We start from the raw sequence: 19,240 nt of genomic DNA, 5'->3' as shown, positions 1-19,240 counted from the left end.
GGGCTAGTTCCTGATGTCCATGGCGCTGCGCAGGCCGTCCGAGAGCAGGTTGAAGCAGATCGAGACCGCGAAGATCATCGCGCCCGGAAGCGCGGCGACCCACGGATTGACGTAGATCGCGGTCCGCAACGTGTTGAGCATCAGTCCCCATTCCGGTTCCGGCGGCTTGGTGCCGAGACCGAGGAAGGAAAGACCGGCGGCCAGGATCATCGAGACCGAGATCAGGCTGGTGGCATAGACGAAGATCGAGCCCAGCACATTGCCGAGAATGTGCACGCGCATGATGGTGAAGGGCCCCGCGCCGGAGGCGCGCGCGGCCTCGACGAAATCCATGTTGCGCACGCCGGTGGTGACGCTTTCGGCGACGCGGGTGATCTGCGGCACGAACACGACGGTCAGCGACACGATGGAGTTGAGAATGCCGGCTCCCAGCGCACCGGAGATCGCGATCGCGAGCAGCACGGACGGGAAGGCGTAGAACACGTCGATCGTGCGCATGATCGCGGTGTTGAGCTTGCCGCCGACATAGCCGGCGGCGAGGCCGAGCGAGGTGCCGATGCAGAAGGCGAGGATCACAGGAAGGATGCCGATGAGGAGCGACAGCCGCCCGCCATAGATCAGCCGCGCCAGCATGTCGCGGCCGAGCTCGTCGGTGCCGAGCGGATAACCCACCGTGCCGATGTGGCGGAGGCGGCGGATCATCGAGCCCTTGTAGGGATCTTCGAGTCCCAGCCACGGCGCGAGGATCGCGGAGAGGAAGATCAGCAGCAGCACCAGCGCGCAGGCCATGCTGACCTTGTCGCGGGCGATGCGGCGGCCGACGGTGGCCCAATAGCCGCGCGCCTTGGTCGCGGGCGCGGCCTGGAGCGCGGCGTCGGCGGTGGCGGACAACGGAAGCTCGCTCATCGGCTAGCCCCGCTTGATGCGCGGATCGATCGCGGCTTGCGCGATGTCGACCAGCAGATTGAGAAAGACGAAGAATAGCGCGAGGATCAGGATCGTGCCCTGGAGCAGCGGCAGGTCGCGCTGGAAGATCGCCGAGTTGAGCAAAAAGCCGGAGCCCGGCCAAGAGAACACGGTTTCGATCAGGATCGAGCCGCCTAGCATGTAACCGAGCTGAAGTCCCATCACCGCGAGCGCGGTGGGCGCGGCGTTCTTGATGACGTGGCGGAACACGCCGGTCTCGTGCAAACCCTTCGCGCGCAGCGCCTCGACGAAGTCTTGCGAAAGAATGTCGCCGGTCAGCGCACGCACGGTGCGGGTGACGATGCCCATCGGAATCACCGAAGTCGTGATCGCCGGCAGCACGAGATATTGCAGATGCGCCCAATCCCAGGCCCAGGCGGCGGAGCCGCCGGGACCGGCGCCGACCGCGGGCAGCCAGTTCAGCTGAACCGAGAAGATGATGACGAGCACCATGCCGAGCCAGTAATGCGGCACCGAGACGCCGGCGATCGCAAAGGACGTCGCGACCTTGTCGATCCAGGTCTCGCGGAAATAACCGGCGATCAGGCCGAGCAGGATGCCCATGGTGAAGCCGATGATGGCCGCGGCAATCGCGAGCGTGACGGTGTTGGCGACCGCGCGCATGACCTCGGCGAGCACGGGACGCCCGGTCGCGATGGAATTGCCGAGGTCGCCATGCAGCGCGCGCAACAGCCAAAGCCCGAACTGCACCGGCAGCGGCCGGTCGAAACCGTAGGCGGCGCGCAGCTGCGCCGCGAGCTCCTGCGAGGCATCCGCAGGCAGCACCGCGACGAGCGGATCGCCCGGCGTGATGTGCACGAGCAGAAAGCACACCAGCGCCACGCTGATGACGATCGGGATGACATAGACGATGCGTCTGGCGATGTAGGCGAGCACTGATTGACCTAACGTGATGTCGCACGATGAGATGCGTAGATTGCAGTAAGGGACGCGCGATGTGAGGGTTCCCTCCCCCCTTGCGGGGGAGGGTTAGGGAGAGGGGTGGCCACACAGGGACCGCGCGTGTGAACCCCCTTCCCCAACCCCTCCCCGCAAGGGGGAGGGGAGCCCTACCAGCGTGCTCGCCTCACGGCGTGATCGACACCAGCGAGAAGTCGATGAACCAGCTCTTCGGCTGCACAACGCCGGTCACCTTCGGGCTGATGGCGCGGGGGCCGACGTCGTGGGCGACGTAGAGGAAGGCTGCGTCGTCGACGGAGGCCGCGTGCAGTTCGGCGAGCGCGGCGTCACGCGCGGCGGGATCGAAAGTCTGCCGCGCCTTCTTCACCAGTTCGTCGAACTTGGGATTGTTGATGAAGCCCCAATTGTTCGAGACCGGAGGCGCCATGCTGGATTGCAGGAAGCGCACCAGCGCGAAGAACGGGTCCATCGCCGCATAGGTGACGTTGGTCGCGTTCGAGCCGTTGGCGCTGGGGTCCTTGGCACCGCGGCGCCAGTTGGTGAACAGCGTGTTCCACTCGATGACGTCGAGCTTCACGTCGAAATAGCATTCGGCGAGTGCCTGCTGGAGATATTCGTTCATCGGCAGCGGCTGCATCTGGCCCGAGCCGGAGGCGGAGGTCTGCACCTTCACCGTCAGCTTCTTGTTCGGACCGAAGCCGGCCTCCTGCATCAGCTTCTGGGCGGCCGCCTTGTCATACTTGATCTCGAAGGTCGGCTTGCCGCGCCAGGGATGGCCGGGCTCGAAGGTGCCGGTCGCCGGCACCATCAGGCCGGCCAGCAGGCCGTCCCTCAGGCCTTCGCGATCGACGCAGAGGTTCGCGGCCTTGCGCACGCGGATGTCGTTCCACGGCGAGCCTTCGATGCGCGAGAACTGCCACGGCCACACATGGGGCTGCTCGTTGGCGTAGAGCTTGAAGCCACGCTGCTTGAGCTCGGGCAGCGCGTCAGGCGCCGGCGCCTCGACCCAATCGACCTGACCGGAGAGCAGGGCCGCGGTGCGGGCGTTCGCTTCCGGCATCGGCACCAGCACCATCTTGTCGACCTTGGGCACGCGCGCCTTGTCCCAATAGCTCGCGTTCTTGAGCAGTTCGAGCCGTTCGCGCGGGGTGAAGCTCGCCATCTTCCACGGGCCGGTGCCCGCGGCGTCCTTGGCGAACGCAGTCCATGCGGCCTGCGACTTCGCCTTGGCATCGGCCCCTTCCGCCTTCTCATAGAAATGCTGCCACTTCGCCGGGCTGGCCATGAACAGGTTGGTGAGGTTGATCGGCAGGAAGCTGTCGGGCTCCTTGGTGGTGAGCTCGACCGTCATGTCGTCGATCTTCCTGGCGGAGGCCAGCGTCGGCATGCGCGACGCCGTGACGCCGACCTGGCTGGCGTCGAACTGCGGCGCATCCTGCTTCAGCACCTTGTCGACGTTCCACACCACGGCGTCGGCATTGAACGGCGAGCCGTCATGGAAGGTGACGCCGGGACGCAGCTTGAAGATCCATTTGGTCTTGTCGGCATCGTCGACCTTCCACTCGGTGGCAAGGCCGGGGATCACCACGCTCGGCTTGTCGGCGGACGAGAGGTCCCAGCCGGTCAGCGCGTCATACATGGTGAGGCCGGTGAAGCGGTTGCCTTCAAAACCCTGATCGGGCTGGCCCAGCGTGCGCGGAATATCGGCAGCGGTCATGCCGATGCGCAGCACGGTCTCGGCACTGGCCACGTGCGGCCATGCGGCCGCCGTCGTCAGAGCCAGCGCCGCAATCAGCGCCGCGCGTGTGGTCGTCTTGATAAGCATCGCCTCAATCCTTTTCCGGCTTACGATGATTAATTTTGATGCAAACGTATGCAATGGCTATGCCAAAGAGAAACTTTTTCTGCAAATTCCCCCTGCGACGACAAGTCTTTGTAATTTAGCAGAGGCAAAGCTGCGGCGCTGCCTATTCTGGCATCAAGATTGCAAGTTTGGTCCTGACTTCTCCCCAATTTACTCTTGGAGCCCTGGGCCATGCGTACCCGACTATCGACTTGTCTCGCCTTGCTTGCGCTGGCGGTTTCCGCAATCTCGGCGCGCGCCGAAACGGTGCTCCGCTACGGCATCTCGATGGCGGACATTCCGCTGACGACCGGCCAGCCCGATCGCGGCGCCGGCGCCTATCAGTTCACGGCCTACACGATCTACGATCCGCTGGTGGCGTGGGAGATGGACGTCGCCGACCGCCCGGGCAAGCTGGTGCCAGGGCTCGCCACCGAGTGGAAGGTGGACGACAAGGACAAGACCAAATGGCGCTTCACGTTGCGCAAGGGCGTGAAGTTCCACGACGGCAGCGAGTTCAACGCCGACGCCGTGATCTGGAATCTGGACAAGGTGCTCAACGACAAGGCGCCGCAATTCGACAAGCGGCAGAGCGCACAGGTGAAGACGCGGCTTCCGTCCGTCGCGAGCTATGCCAAGATCGACGATTCCACGGTGGAGATCAGCACCAAGACGGTCGACTCCTTCTTTCCCTATCAGATGCTGTGGTTCCTGGTGTCGAGCCCGACTCAATATGAGAAGCTCGGCAAGGACTGGGACAAGTTCGCCAGCCAGCCCTCCGGCACCGGCCCGTTCAAGCTGACCAAGCTCGTGCCGCGCGAGCTCGCCGAGCTGACGAAGAACCCGGACTACTGGAACAAGAAGCGCATTCCCAAGGTCGACAAGCTCGTGCTGGTGCCGATGCCGGAAGCGCTGACGCGCACCAACGCGCTGCTCGCCGGACAGGTGGATCTGATCGAGACGCCGGCGCCGGACGCCGTGCCGCAGCTCAAGGCCGCCGGCATGAAGCTGGTCGACAACGTCACCCCGCACGTCTGGAATTATCATCTCAGCGTGCTCCCCGGCTCGCCCTGGACCGACATCCGTCTGCGCAAGGCGCTTAACCTCGCAATCAACCGCGATGAGGTCGTCGGGCTGATGAACGGCCTCGCAAAACCCGCCAAGGGCCAGGTCGACCCGTCGAGCCCGTGGTTCGGCAAGCCGACCTTCGACATCAAGTATGATCTCGCCGCCGCCAAGAAGCTGGTCGAAGAGGCCGGCTACTCCAAGGCCAAGCCGCTGAAGACCACCTTCATCATCGCGCAGGGCGGCACCGGCCAGATGCTGTCGCTGCCGATGAACGAATTCCTGCAGCAGAGCTTCAAGGAGATCGGCATCGACATCGACTTCAAGGTGGTCGAGCTCGAGACGCTCTATACCCATTGGCGCAAGGGCGCGGCCGACGAGATGAACGCCGGCATCACCGCCAACAACATCGCCTACGTCACCTCCGACCCGCTCTACGCCATCGTCCGCTTCTTCCATTCCGGCCAGATCGCACCGGTCGGCGTCAACTGGGGCGGCTACAAGAACCCGAAGGTCGACGCGCTGATCGACGAGGCCAAGCAGACCTTCGATGCCACCAGGCAGGACGAATTGCTGGCCCAGGCGCACGCGCTGATCGTCGACGACGCCGCGCTGGTGTGGGTCGTGCACGACACCAACCCGCATGCGCTGTCGCCGAAGATCAAGCAGTTCGTGCAGGCCCAGCACTGGTTCCAGGACCTGACGACGATCGGGGTGGAGTGAGGGGAAAAGCACCGGTGTCGTAGGGTGGGCAAAGCAAAGCGTGCCCACCACTTCTACAGACGAAGCAAGATGGTGGTGGGCACGGCGCTTCGCGCCCTTGCCCACCCTACGACAGTGGACTGGCAGGCGACTACTTCGTCAGCAGCGCATACGCTCCGGTCCAGCCTTCCGCCGGCGGATTGAGCTGGAAGTCCTTGATGCGGACTTCGTAGAGCTTGAACAGCTTCTCCAGCGTGTCGGCGTCGTCGCTGCGGCGGCCGCGTTCGATGGCGTCGAGTGCGCCCTGCCAGTCGCGGCTGCGGTAGCAGCTGAGCATCTCGATGGTGATGTTGCGCAGGCGCTGGAACGGTCCCGATTGCATCACGTCGTCGCGGCCGGCGATGGCATAGATCACTTCCGGCTCGGTCTTGCCCTTGACCATGATGAAGTCGAGCTCGAGAATCGCGAACTTGTCCTTGGCCGCGAGTGCGGTCCTGGATCCCACGATGATCGGGAAGCCGTACTCTTTCGACTGGCCTTCGAGGCGCGACGCGAGATTCACGCTGTCGCCGAGCACCGAATAGTTCTTCTTCAGGTCGGAGCCCATGTTGCCGACCACGCCGATGCCGGTGTTGAGGCCGATGCCGACATTGAGCGGGATGTAGACATGGCCGCCATCGGTGGCTTCCTGCTCGCGCTCCTTGTTGACGGCGTCGATCCGCTCCAGCATCTGGATCGCGGCCTCGCAGGCGTTAATCTCGTGCTCGGCATCGTCGAGCGGCGCGTTCCAGAACGCCATGATGGCGTCGCCCATGTATTTGTCGATGTAGCCCTTCTGATCGATGATCACGTCGGTGAGCGGCGTCAGGAACCGGTTCATCAGCGCGATGAGCCCCTGCGGATCGTGCTTGTAGGTCTCCGAGATCGTGGTGAAGCCGCGCACGTCGGAGAACATGATCGTCATCACGCGCTCCTCGCCGCCGAGCACGAGCTTTTCCGGAGACTGCGCGAGCTGCTCGACCAGCACCGGCGACATGTATTGCGCGAATTGCCCGCGGATCTGCACGCGCTGGCGCTGCTCGCGGACAAAGCTGGCGAAGATCAGCGTCAGATAGATCGCCGTGGTCGAGAGTAGCGGATAGGTGAAGTCGATGAGGTAGCGGTACTGCGCGTAGAAGAACCAGGACACGCCGATCAGGATCGCGGCGAAGGTCGCACCCGCGAGCACCAGCCGGACGGGCCCGAGGTTCGGCGTGAAGATGATGACGAGAAGGCCGATGAACAGCGCCGCGAGCAATTCGACGCCGAGCGCGTAGTTCGGCTGCGAGATGATCGCGCCGCTCAGCACGCTTTCGAGCACCTGGGCGTGGATCTCGACGCCCGGCATGGTCGAGGACACCGGAGTGGTCTTGATGTCGTTCAGTCCGACCGCGGAGGTGCCGACCAGGATCAGCTTGCCGGCGATCTTGGCGGGCGGCGCGGTGTTGTCGAGCACGTCGGCGGCGGACACATAGATCGAGGGATCCTGGCGCGCATAGTGCACCCAGAGCTGGCCGTTCTTGTCGGTCGGAATCTCCACGCCCTTGAGGCGAACCGCGCGCACGCCGGTCTTGTCGGTCCGCACCAGCAGCGTCGGTGTTCCCGTGACGACGCGCAGGATCTCCAGGCTGAGCGAGGGCATGATGTTGCCCTGGGCGCGCATCACCATCGGCACGCGGCGGATCAGGCCGTCACGCTCGGTCCTGATGGTGAACAGGCCGCGGCCGGCAGCGACCTTCTCGATCGCGGGCACGTTGCGCAGCAGGCCCGGGAATTCGAACAGGAAGCGTTCGGCGCCCTCGTCCCCGACAGTCGCGACGCCGGTGAAGGGGAGCGACTTGTCGATCTCGGCCGCGATCGCCCGCTGCCCGGTCTCGCCCAGCACCACGCGCGAACGCTTGATGGCGTCGGCAAGAATCTGGTCGTTGCTCGGCAGCTCGCGCAGCTTGGCGCGGGTGGCATCGTCGAGATCGCGCATCTGGCTCGCGACCAGATCGGGGTTGAGCCGGTCCGCTTCCGAGAACACCACGTCGAATCCGATTGCCACCGCGCCGTTGTTGGTGAGGTTCTGGATCAAATCGGCGATCCGCGTCCGCGGCCACGGCCACTGGCCGAGCTCGGCGAGACTCTTGTCGTCGATATCGACGATGGTGACCGGCCGCGCCGCCTTGTGGCGCGGATCGATCAGCTGAAACATGTCGAAGGTGCGCAGCCGCAATTCCTGGATCGGCGGCGGATCCCACAGCCGCGCACCGGCAAACAGCACCAGCAGCGCAAGGCACATCACGCGGGCGATGCCGAGCTTGCGCGCAAACCACCGCCGCAGGATCTTGAGACGTTTCATATCAGTCGGATGTCCTGCCTCGCATCACGCCGGGTGCGCCGATCATGGAGCGTCTGTGGGCGATTGGCTATTCCCGGGATGCGGAGGATTATGGATTTTTTGCCGTGTTCAAAGCTGCGCGCCGGGGGGCTCGGGCGACGATCAGGCGATGTGGAAGATGAAATCGGTAGTGCTGAGGTTTCCGAGGGCGACGTTCTTGAGCAGGATCGTCTCGTGGTTGTCGAGCGTCAGCAGCGTACCGCCGTCCTGCTCGGTCGGGGCAAGATCGTTCACGGAGCTGATGCCGCTGAACTGCCGCAGATCGATCTTGTCGAGGCCGAACTCGAAGTCGTTGACGGTGTGCTGGACCGTATCCTGCGACGCCGCGGGCCCGAACACGAACTGGTCCTTGGCGGCACCTCCGATCAGCGTGTCGCTCGACTCGGTCGCGAAAATGACGTCCTTGCCGCCGGTGCCTTGCAGGGTGATGCCCTGGCTGTTGGCGCCCTCGACGAAGATGAAGTTCACAGTGTCGTAGTGACCGGCGGAATCGGTGACGGTCAGTGTGATCTGGTCGGTGCCCGGCGGCTCCGGGTACTCATCGGTGCTGGCGCCAGCCGGGTCGTAGGAGATGCCTGCTCCTTGTGCGAGGCCGGCATTGATCTGTTCGAGCGAACCAGACGTCGGATCAGCACTCGCGCTGCTGGTATCTGGATGCGAGGTCGACACCGTGACGGTGAAAGTATCCGTCGCCGCGCCCGCATCGGTGTCGGTGACGACCAGATCGGTGATGATATCGTTGCTGTTCTCGATGATATGCTCGACGTGGAAGCTCTCGGTGTTGATGACCGGGTCGCCTGCGGGAGCCGTCACATCCGCGCTGATGGTGGTGACATCGTGCGAGACCGGCGTGGTGCCGCCGGTGTTATTCACGCCTGAGATGTCGATCTTCACCGGCGTCGTGACATCGCCGGCGTAGGTGTCGTCGAGGGCATGGACGCCCAGCCCGCCGGGCGTACCGCTGTAGCCTTCGGCCGGGACGAAGCGAATCAGCGTCTCGGGGCTCAGCACGAGCGCATGGGCATTATCGACTGAGACAATATCGACCCAACGACCTCCGGCCTCGTACTGCCAGACACCCTGATCGGCGGTTGCGGCGTCCGACGTCACCGCGATGGCCTTCAAACTCGCGCCAGTATCGACGTCGTGGAACTTGTCCTTGAAGAGAACGCAGATCGCGCTTCCGGCCGGATCGCTCTCGTTGCCGGCAACGGCGTCCAACGTCGCGCTGTCGAGCGTCGGCGCGTCGTTGGCTCCGGTGATGGTGACCGTGACGTCCTGCGAGACGTGCGCGCCATGATTGTCCGTGAAGGTGACGGTGTAGATCTCGGTGATCGACTGGCCCTGAGCCAGCGATTGAAGCACCGCATTGCTGTTGTTCAGGCTGAAGTGCCAGCCCAGCGCCGCACTGTTGTCGGCATCAGTGTTGAACTCGGCGACCGAAGAATCGATCGTGAAGGTGCCGAGAGGCGTGTCGTCGTCGAAGCCCGGCAAATGCACGCTCGACGTCGACGACTTGAACACCGACGTCGCCGTATGGGTGTCGATCAGGTCGAGGTCCTTGATCGCAAGCGTGCCGCAGGTCGCCAGTGTCGAGGCAGCATCCTCCGTCACCGCGCCCACGGCATCCGCGGCACTGCTGGTGATGGTCGGTGTGTCGTTGGCGCCATTGATCGTGACCGTCACATCCTGCGAAATGTGCGCGCCGTGATTGTCGGTGAAGGTAACGGTGTAGATTTCGGTGATCGACTGGCCCTGAGCCAGCGATTGCAGCACCGCATTGCTGTCGTTCAGGCTGAAGTGCCAGCCCAACGCGGCACTGTTGTCGGTATCAGTGTTGTACTCGGCGACCGATGAATCGATCATGAAGGTGCCCAGCGAGGTGCCGTCGCTGAAGCCAGGCAGATGCGCGCTCGATGTCGACGACTTGAACACGGCCTGCGCCGTGTGGGTGTCGATCAGATCGAGATCCTGGATTACAAGCGTGCCGTCGATCGACAGCGTCGTGCTGCTTGAATCCTCGGTTACCGCGCCCTTGGCCGCCGCCTCGCCGCTGGTAATCGTCGGCGCGTCGTTGGCGCCGTTGATCGTGACGGTGACGTCCTGCGCGACGTGTGCGCCATGATTGTCCGTGAAGGTGACGGTGTAGACCTCAGTGATCGACTGGCCCTGGGCCAGCGATTGCAGCACTGCGCTATTGTTGTCGAGGCTGAAGTGCCAGCCCAGCGTGGCGCTGTTGTCGGTATCAGTGTTGTACTCGGCGACCGACGAATCGATCGTGAAGGTGCCGAGCGAGGTGCCATCGCTGAAGCCGGGCAGGTGCGCATCCGATGTCGACGACTTGAATGCTGCCGTTGCCGTATGCGTATCGATCAGATCCAGGTCCTGGAGCGCCAGCGTGCCGCCAACCAGCAGCGTCAATCCCGTATCTTCGGTCACCGCCCCTTTTGCGGCGGCATCATTGCTCGTGATGGTCGGCACGTCATTGGTGCCGGTGATCGTGACCGTGACGTCCTGGGTGACCGTCGCACCGTGGTTGTCGGTGAAGGTGACGGTGTAGATTTGGGTGATGGTCTGGCCTTCGGCCAGCGATTGCAGCGTCGGGTCGTTGTCAGCGAGGCTGAAGTGCCAGCCCAGCGTCGCGCCGTTGCTGGTGTCGCTGCTGGACTCGGTCACCGACGGATCAAGCGTGAAGGTGCCGATATGCGTGGCGCCTTCCGTGAAGCCCGGCAGATGCGCACTCGACGCCGACGATTTGAACACCGCCTGCGCCGTGTGGGTGTCGATCAGGTCGAGATCCTGAATCGCCAGCGTGCCGCCGGTCGAGAGCGTGGGCGTGGCCCCATCCTCGGTGACCGCACCCGTTGCCGCCGCGGCATTGCTTGTGATGGTCGGCACGTCATTGGTCCCGTTGATCGTGACCGTCACGTCCCGGGTGACCGTTCCGCCGTGATGATCATCGACGGTGATGGTGTAGATCTGGGTGATGGTCTGACCTTCGGCCAGCGACTGCAGCACCGGATTGCTGTCGTCGAGCGTGAAGCTCCAGCCCACGGACCCGACCGTGCTGACGCCGGGACTTTCGCTCACTGCCGTGAGCGCAAACGTGCCGATCTGCGAGGTACCGTTGCTGAAACCGGGCAGATGCGCGCTCGAAATCGTCGACTTCAGAACGAAACCCGCAGTGTGCGTGTCCGTGAGGTCGGGATCGTTGAAGGTAATGGTGCCGCCAGCCACCAGCGTAGCCGCCGCATCTTCCGTCACCGTGCCAGCCGGAGTCGTTGATTCCCCGACGATCGTCGGAACGTCGTTGGTGCCCTCGACGCTGACGTCGGCGCCATTAATGGACACGGTGATCGGCGTGCTGACGACGCCACCGTGCCCGTCGTCGACCTGGATCACGTAATTGAGGACCAGCTTCTCGCCGTCGCCGAGGAAATCGAAAAGGTGGTCGGTGACGCTGTAGGTCCAGGTGGCCGAACCGCTATTGCCATTTCCCGCGCCCTGCACAACGCTGAGCGGCACCTCGACGGCAGCGATCGCGGCTTGCTGCTGGGGCGTCAGCGTCGCGGTGACATCGTTGCCATGCGCGTCGAGATATTTGAACGGATGGGCGGACGAGAGCGCCGCGCTCACGATCGGCCGATCCGTCAAATCGACGTCGGTGAAGGTAACGGTGCCCGTGATGGTGTCGAGAGCCTCGTTGCCGGTCCCGACCTTCTCGATGACGATCCCGCCGGACGTCGCGACGGTGGGCTTGTCGTTCGTCCCCGTGATCGTGATGGTGATCGGGATGAAGGTGGTTTCGGGGTTGACCGAGAAATTGTTGTCGACGCGGACCATGTAGGTCAGCGTCAGGGTTTCGCCGGCCGCGAGGAAGTCGAAGACGTGGTCGGGAATCGTGTAGGTCCAGACCGCCGAGCCATTGTTGTTGTTGCCACCGTCCGCGGCGACGCTGATCTGAATCTGCGTCGCCGCAATGTCCTGCTTCTGCAGATCGGTGAGCGAGCCGGTGACGTCCTGCTGGCCGGCGCTCTTGTAGACGTAGTTCGGCGCGCCGGCGAGATTCACGCCCACCGTCGGCCGGTCGCCTAGATTTTGATCGACGAAGGTGATCCGGCCGGAGACCGTGTCGGAATCCACGGTGTCGCCGGTCTTGTCGGCGCGCTCGGTCAGCGAGAACGCCGACGTCACATTGCCGTTCGCATCGAGGCTGCGCGCCTGCGGCGGACCGGGAATGCGGTTGCTGGTCGCCGGATTATGCCCGGGGTCCGCCCCCTGCTGATTGGTGTTCGTGAAGACCGCGGTCGCGCTGTAGCCGCCCGCGGTCTTGAACATGAGACCGTCGCTGGTCGGCGTGATCGTGTCGGTGAAGTTCGTGGTCAGTTTGGTGTTGGTGTTGTTGTCGGTGAACTTCAGCGTGAACACGTCGCTGATCAGCTTCTGAATGTCCGGCGACATCAGCGCATTGGTGATCGAGACGTTGCCGCCGCTGATCTGGATCATCTGGCCGGCCTGGTTGACCGTCGCGATCGGCAGCAGCGTGACCTTGTCGAACAGGATGTAGGAGCCCGTCGTGCCGTTCGGCTCGACCAGCACCTGGAAGCTCGCCTGCGGCTGCGGATCGCCGCCGCCGGCGGGAACGACGAAGTTGATCTGGGTCAGCACCGCCGTGCCGCGGATGCCCATGGTGGCGACCGGCGTGTCGATCTTCATGTCGCCGTGCTTGGCGGTCTCGCCGGCGACGAAGGTGATGGTGCCGGCCACCAGACTGAGCAGCGAGGAATTGCTCGACCCGTTGGGGTCGTAGACCATCTCGTTCAGCACCATCCGCGCATTGGAGGACAGGCCGAACACGGTGCCGTCGATGAAGGTGATGCCGAGCGTCGAGTCGCCGCCGGTCGAGACGACGTCGCCCTTCTCGACATTGTCGCCATTATTCAGGATGACCGCGACACCGTTGCGGACCGCGGTCGCGCTGCCGGACAGCTTGGTGACGTGGCCGATGATTTGGGCCGCGGCGATGCCGCCTGCGGCCTGCGCATATTGCACGTGGCCGGTGAGCGCGTTGACGATGTCGCCGGTGAGGTGGGCGCCATCGGGCGAGGCGATCGCCGCGCGCTTGTCGCCCCTGAAATAATCGTGAACGACGAATTCGTGACCGTCGTGGGACAGCACGAGGTCGAGACCTGCGCGCTTGAACTCGCCGTTGAAGATCAGGTTCGGGTCGGGAACAACGAATGCGCCATCAGGCACATGGCCATGCGCCTTGGCGGTAAAGGAATCGACATGGCCATCGGCGGGCGAGCGGAAACCCTGGCCGTCCAAGGAAATCGCGGCGTCAAATTTGCCAGCGTAATTCAACCGGGCACCGTAAAAAGGGTTAAAATCTAAGTAAGTATCGACCGCCTAAGCTTGCATAGCATTACCAAGTCCTTAGCGAAACCATCTATTGCTTGTGTGATTTCGCATCACTTGGCCGGGGGAGCCCCCACATGGCGGCACGTGCACAGAGGAACTGGAGTAATATTTCAAGTAAGCCAAGGTTGAATTTGGCACAATTTCGCTCATTCTCAGTTTTCCAAAGTAATAGGCGACACAGCTTCAACAGAAGATACTTTCGTCATCTTTTGTTCGTGGTGCCCCGCGACATCCTGCGGCAAATACGGAGCAAAATCTGTGACCCAACTAACAGAACCCGTGAAATAGCGGGCTGTTAGCCATAAGGCGCAGAATCAGCGCCCCCACAACCTGCGCCTGCAATCGGTTCCATTTCACGGCAGCCGGGCCCCTCCTAGCCCCCGAATCGTAAAATTTTATGCAATTTGGGCAGGCCGGTTTCAGCCTGTCCCGCGGTTTTGGGCCCCCTGCCGGGCGCGTTAAGCAGAACAAAACGGCCCGCCTCGCACTATCTCTGCGAAAGCAACAAAGCCCGGCACGTTGAGGTCGAAGGAGGACCAGGCGAAGCCGGAAGGGGATGTCAGATGGAGACCGCTGCTCGCTCGCGCGCCTGGCGCGCAATCCTGGTGCTGTGCGGAGTGATCCTGTTCGGATCGGCCGCCGAGCTTCGCGCCGGCACGCTGCTGTCGCCGGGGGCGGGCCTGCTCGTGCGCAAATCCGCCGAGCCGTTCGGCGTGTTCGCCTTCGCCATCTCCGCCGGCGGCCTGCAGCAGAAATGGGTCGCGCTGACGCACAAACTCGACGACGACATGGTGCAGCTGGCGCTCTGCGACGGCGACCGGGACAGTTGCGCTTCGCCCGCGGCGCTGAAGCTGCTTGCCATCGTCGACCAGGCCCGCAGCCGCGACGGCCGCGCGCGGCTGGGCGAGACCAACCGCGCCATCAACCTTGCCATCCGGGCCGCCAATGACGGCACCGACGACATCTGGAGCTCGCCTCTTGCGACCTTTGCGCGAGGCGCCGGCGACTGCGAAGACTACGCCATCGCCAAGCTGGCCGCACTGCGGCTCGCGGGCGTCGCGGCTGAGGACCTCCGCATCGTCGTGGTCCGCGACGTCAGGGTCGGCGAAGAGCACGCCGTCGCCGCGGCAAAGCTCGACGGCCACTGGCTGATGCTCGACAACCGCCGCATGGCGATGGTCGAGGACGAGGCAGCGCAGACCTACCAGCCGCTGTTCGTGCTCTACCAGTCGGCCGTGATGAAATATGTCGACGAGCCCGTACGGATGTCGATGGCGACCGCCGAGGCGCACTAGCTTTCTTGTAGCCCTCACACCCGCCACAAAGCCATTCCACCGCGCGGGCCGGAACGCTAGCATGGCGTCTTCGATGCGGGGGCGACTGGAATGCGGTTCATCGTGCTGACTGTGCTTGCGCTGCTGGCGTTGCCCGCGGCACCAGGCTTCGCGCAATCCGACCGCTCCATCGCCGACAAGCTGCCGCTGTTCGCCAGGAACAACTGCCAGCAGATCCGCGACCCCGGCAATCAACTGTTCTGCGGCGATGCCGAGCTGACCGCCGCCGCCGACAGGCTGAGCGCGGCGATCGAGGCACGGCTGGCCCGCCTGCCCGACCGCCTGCCTGGAATCGAGGAAAATGCGATCTGGATCCGCCAGCGCAATCTCGGCTGCGGCATCATCGGCCAGACCGCGATCCGCGCCGACGATGTCGAACGGGTGAAGGCGTGCCTGCTCAGGGTCACTGAGGAGCGCGCCGCGATTCTGCGCGATCCGGATTTCGACTGTCTGGCGGCCAACACCGCGGCGGGCGCGGTGATCTGCGCGGACCCGTCGCTTGCGCTTGCGGAAACCGAGCTCAATGGCCAGGTACTCGGCCTGATCGGCAAGCTGGACTCGACAGCGGCACGCTTTGCCTTCGCCGAATACGGAAGGTGGACGCGGGAGCGCGATCGCAAGTGCAATCTGGTCGGCAAGGAGAACGTTCCGCTTGCCGAGCTCGAATCGGCGGAGGAGTGTCTTGCCGACTATCTCAAGCGCAAGGCCAACGACATCGCCGCCGCCAAGGGCGATCCGAAGAAAGTGTTCGGCCGGCAGGTCGCGGCCCGCATCCCCGACACCGACGCCGTCGACTTCTGCGCCGCACGGATTCACGCCGCCAATTCCTGCGGCAATTTCCTCCGCATCAACCGCGTCTACGCCCTCGACAGCCAGGTCTCCGACCAGGAGGCGCAGGTCACCGGCGAGATCGAGATGGTCGTGCTGGCGCCCTTCACGACGTGCAGCAAGATTGCATCCACCTGCACCGGCACCTGCTGGGACCCGAGGACCGGACTTCCGCAGCCGGGCATCGGTGGCAGGGAGCGCTCGGGAGAAGCCTTCAACGTCACGCGCCGCCTGAGAATCCAGCGGACGTTCGCCTTCGTCAAAGCCGCCGACGGCTGGCGCTGCCGCGAAGACGAACTGGCGCCTGTGATTTCGGGCACCGCTGGCGGGGGGTCGTAGGGCTCGTACCCTCCCTTGGAGGGGTCCGGGACGAGCGTAGCTCGCCCGTGGGTCGCTATGCATGAAGCGAAGCGGAGTGCGTAGCGGGGTGGGGTGCAATCTCTCCACATCGAGCACTGGCCGTGTTGAGAGATCACCCCACCCCGCTCGCGCTTCGCGCGATCGACCCTCCCCCTCCAGGGGAGGGTAAGCCATCAAAACATCAGATTGTCCTTCACCAGCACCCAGCGGCCGCCCTTGACCTGCTGAACCTGGGTGATGGTGTTGGCGAGATGGTCGGTCTTGGAGAACTTGGTCGGCGGCGAGGAGAAGATGTCGAGGAATTTGTCGCCCGACTCGAGTGAATCGAGCATCTTCTGCCCCGTGAGATCCTTGCCCGCCTTGTCCGCGTAGAACGCGAACGTCATCACCGCGTTGTAGCCGATGATGGCCTGCGTGTTGGCGTCGGTGCCGAACATCTTCTTGTAGTTGACCAGCCAGTCCTTCACCTTGCCCTTGGCGGTGTCCTCATAGGGAATCTCGAATCCGGACGCCGCGTAGAGGCCCTCGACGGCTTCCTTGCCGAGCATCGGCACCTCCATCACGTTGGTCGGCGTCGCGCCGAGAAAGGTGACGTCCCAGCCGAGCTTCCTGGCTTCCGTCATCGCGCCGATGGGCTCGCGGAGCACGGCGCCGAGCACGACGAGGTCGCAGCCGTCGGACTTCATCTTGGCGACCTGCGCGCTGAAGTCGGAGGCGCCGCGCTTGTAACTCGTGATCGAGGCCGGCTGCACCTTCATGGCGGTGAGCTGCTGGTTGAAGCCGTCGAGCACGTTTTTGCCGTACTCGTCGTCCTGATGCATGATGCACGGTTTCTTGAAGTTCTTCCACTCCATCATGTATTTCAGCGCGGCCCGCGTGCTCTCGACGTAAGGCAGCAGATTGTTGAACTTCAGCCGCTCCTGCGGCTTGGCGGGATCGAACTTGAAGGTGAATTCGGCCGCGGTCAGCGGGAAGAGCTGAAGCACGCCGGCATCGAGCAGGATATCCTGCGCGGCGAGCACGGTCGGGGAGCCCATCGGTCCCACCATCGCGAAGATCTTGTCGCGCTCGATCAGCTTCTGCGACGCCAGCACGGCCTTTTTCGGATCGTAGCCGCTGTCCTCGACCACCAGCCTGATCTTGCGCCCCTGGACGCCGCCAGAGGCGTTGATCTCTTCGACCGCCATCTTCATGCCGTTGGACACCGGCACGCCCCAGCCCTTGATCGGACCCGACAGGTCCTGATGGGTGCCGATGACGATCTCGGTGGCCGAGATGCCGTTATTGGTGACCTTGGTTTGCGCTGTGGCCGGCAGACAGCTGAGCGCCACGGCGCCGATAGCAAGGCCGAACGCGTTGAACGATCTCGACATTGACGTCTCCTCTCCTTGGGGCCCGTATCGTGCGAAGGGCGGGGGCCATCGCTCCTTCGCTCTTTTCAAACGATATGATTCACGCCACCGCGCGCTCGCGATACATCGCGTCGATCTCGGCGGCGTAGCGCTTGTTCACGAAACCGCGCTTCAGCTTCATGGTCGGCGTCAGTTCCTCGTCCTCCGGGGTGAGCTGCCGCTCGATCAGGTAGAACCGCTTGATGGTCTCGACGCGGGCGAAATTGCCGTTGACGCCTTCGATCTCGCGCCAGATCAGGTGCTGGATCTCGGTTGCCCGGCAGAGGCTCGCGTAATTGGTGAAGGGGATGTCGTGGTCCTGGGCGTACTTCTCGACGTTCTCCTGGTCGATCATCACGAGGCAAGTCAGATACGGCCGCTGGTCGCCGATCACAACGGCGTCCGAAATGTAGGGCGAGAACTTCAACTGGTTCTCGATCTCGGACGGGGTGATATTCTTGCCGCCGGAGGTGATGATGATGTCCTTCATCCGGTCGGTGATGCGGACGAAGCCCTCGTTGTCGATGGTGCCGACGTCGCCGGTGTGCAGCCAGCCGCGATGGTCGATGGTTTCGGCGGTCTTCTCCGGCTGGTTCAGATAGCCCATGAACAGGAAGTCGCCCTTGATCAGGATCTCCCCCTCGGGCGACAGCGCGACCTCGCCCCACGACACCGCGGTGCCGACCGAGCCGAGCTTGATCCGCTCCGCAGGCATCATGGTCGCGACGCCGCAATTCTCGGTCTGGCCGTAGACTTCGTGGACGTCGATGCCGAGCGCGAGATACCAGCGGATCAGCTCCGGTGCGATCGGCGCCGCGCCGGTGAAGGCGATGCGGCAACGGTCGAGCCCGATCATGCGGCGGATGTTGCGGAAGGCGATCCTGTACGCGATGCCATTGGCGATGCGCAGCGACAGCGGCGGTGCCCTGCCCTCGATCCGGCAATTGACCATGCGGTACCCGATCGCGATGGCGCGGCGGTAGGCCCATTGTTGGAGCGGCGTTGCGTCCCGCAGCGCGATGGTGATGGCAGAGTAGAATTTCTCCCAGATGCGCGGCACTGCGAGGAAGATGGTCGGCTGCACCTCGCGCAGATTGTCCGGCACGGTCTCCGGGCTCTCGGCGAAGTTCATCACCGAGCCGAGCGCGACCGAGATGTAATAGCCGCCGATGCGTTCGGCGACGTGGCAGAGCGGCAGGAAGATCAGCCGGTCTTCGTCGTCCCGCGCCGGGATGAAGTCGTTGGCGTGGCGCATCTGGTGCGTGACGCTGCGGTTGGCGTGCATCGCGCCCTTGGGCGGGCCTGTCGTGCCCGAGGTGTAGACGAGAATGGCAAGATCGCCGGCGCCGCGGCTGTCAATCATCTCCTGCCACAGTGCTTCGCGGCCGACCATGTGATTGCGGCCAAGCGCGCGAAACTCGTCGAGCGACATCACCATGTCGTCGGAGAAGCCGCTGAGACCCTCCATGTCGAACACGATGATCTTGTGCAAAGACGGACAACGCGCGCGGCAGGCGAGGATCTTGTCGAGCTGTTCCTCGTCCTCGGCGAAGATCACCTTCGTCCGGGAATCGTTGACGAGATATTCGACCTGGGACGATGCATCGGTCGGATAGATTCCGGACGAGACGCCGCCGGCGCACAAGATGCCCATGTCGGCATGAACCCATTCCGGCACAGCGTTGGCAACGATGGAGGCGACCTCGCCGGGCTTGAAGCCTGTCGCATGAAGTGCGTAGGCGATCTCCTTCGAGTTCTCCAGCCATTCGCGCCAGCTCGTCGGCTGCCAGATTCCAAATTTCTTTTCGCGAATGGCCGGCCTGTCGCCCCGCGTCTCCGCGGCGCGCAGAAAGCTCTTCGCGATCGTATCAGCGACCGTCAGCACCGCCCGTCGGGCCATGCGCATTCCCTCCTTGTCGCTTTCCCCGCCGCTGCCTGCCTTGCCGGCGGTCTATGTTAGCGGATAGGCAGGTTCATTTAACGCCAC

At 63.8% G+C, this 19,240-nt stretch carries 10 protein-coding genes; 3 read left to right on the top strand and 7 right to left on the bottom strand.

The window, feature by feature from the left end; genetic code table 11:
• Positions 1-3 precede the first annotated feature (3 nt).
• The 3 genes from WHZ77_RS03545 to WHZ77_RS03535 all read right to left on the bottom strand — a co-directional run bounded on the left by WHZ77_RS03545 (position 4) and on the right by WHZ77_RS03535 (position 3,712).
• The gene (locus WHZ77_RS03545) at positions 4-906 is read right to left on the bottom strand and encodes an ABC transporter permease (protein ID WP_375312416.1); all 903 of its coding nucleotides are present in this window, start codon (positions 904-906) and stop codon (positions 4-6) included.
• A 3-nt stretch (positions 907-909) separates the two neighbouring features.
• Positions 910-1,863 carry an ABC transporter permease gene (locus tag WHZ77_RS03540; protein WP_375312415.1) on the bottom strand — a complete coding sequence of 318 codons (954 nt, stop codon included), beginning with the start codon at positions 1,861-1,863 and terminating at the stop codon, positions 910-912.
• Between the two features lie 190 nt (positions 1,864-2,053).
• Positions 2,054-3,712, bottom strand: a complete 1,659-nt coding sequence (locus WHZ77_RS03535) for an ABC transporter substrate-binding protein (RefSeq protein WP_375312414.1) — start codon at positions 3,710-3,712, stop codon at positions 2,054-2,056.
• Positions 3,713-3,922: 210 nt separating this feature from the next.
• Here WHZ77_RS03535 and WHZ77_RS03530 point away from each other — a divergent pair, with 210 nt between their 5' ends.
• Positions 3,923-5,518 carry an ABC transporter substrate-binding protein gene (locus tag WHZ77_RS03530; RefSeq protein ID WP_375312413.1) on the top strand — a complete coding sequence of 532 codons (1,596 nt, stop codon included), beginning with the start codon at positions 3,923-3,925 and terminating at the stop codon, positions 5,516-5,518.
• 130 nt (positions 5,519-5,648) lie between these two features.
• Here WHZ77_RS03530 and WHZ77_RS03525 read toward each other — a convergent pair whose 3' ends face one another.
• Both WHZ77_RS03525 and WHZ77_RS03520 read right to left on the bottom strand, forming a co-directional pair.
• Positions 5,649-7,880 (bottom strand): CHASE2 domain-containing protein, encoded by a 2,232-nt coding sequence (locus tag WHZ77_RS03525; protein ID WP_375312412.1) that lies wholly within the window; start codon positions 7,878-7,880, stop codon positions 5,649-5,651.
• A gap of 141 nt (positions 7,881-8,021) precedes the next feature.
• Positions 8,022-13,283: a VCBS domain-containing protein gene (locus WHZ77_RS03520; protein WP_375312411.1), complete on the bottom strand. Its 5,262-nt coding sequence runs from the start codon at positions 13,281-13,283 to the stop codon at positions 8,022-8,024.
• Between the two features lie 620 nt (positions 13,284-13,903).
• Between WHZ77_RS03520 and WHZ77_RS03515 the strand changes: the two genes are divergently transcribed.
• Together WHZ77_RS03515 and WHZ77_RS03510 are read left to right on the top strand one after the other, a co-directional pair.
• Positions 13,904-14,635: a transglutaminase-like cysteine peptidase gene (locus WHZ77_RS03515; protein ID WP_375312410.1), complete on the top strand. Its 732-nt coding sequence runs from the start codon at positions 13,904-13,906 to the stop codon at positions 14,633-14,635.
• A 90-nt stretch (positions 14,636-14,725) separates the two neighbouring features.
• Positions 14,726-15,841, top strand: coding sequence for a hypothetical protein (locus WHZ77_RS03510; RefSeq protein WP_375312409.1), 1,116 nt, complete (start codon positions 14,726-14,728; stop codon positions 15,839-15,841).
• A gap of 194 nt (positions 15,842-16,035) precedes the next feature.
• Here WHZ77_RS03510 and WHZ77_RS03505 read toward each other — a convergent pair whose 3' ends face one another.
• Positions 16,036-17,235, bottom strand: a complete 1,200-nt coding sequence (locus WHZ77_RS03505) for an ABC transporter substrate-binding protein (protein WP_375312408.1) — start codon at positions 17,233-17,235, stop codon at positions 16,036-16,038.
• A 79-nt stretch (positions 17,236-17,314) separates the two neighbouring features.
• A complete protein-coding gene (locus WHZ77_RS03500) occupies positions 17,315-19,153 on the bottom strand; it encodes an AMP-dependent synthetase/ligase (protein WP_375312407.1) in 1,839 nt (612 codons plus the stop codon).
• Between the last annotated feature and the right edge of the window lie 87 nt (positions 19,154-19,240).

The sequence above is a fragment of the Bradyrhizobium sp. A5 genome, assembly GCF_042076515.1.
Classification (GTDB): Bacteria; Pseudomonadota; Alphaproteobacteria; order Rhizobiales; family Xanthobacteraceae; genus Bradyrhizobium; species Bradyrhizobium cosmicum.
This window is presented reverse-complemented; position numbering and strand designations above follow the sequence as displayed.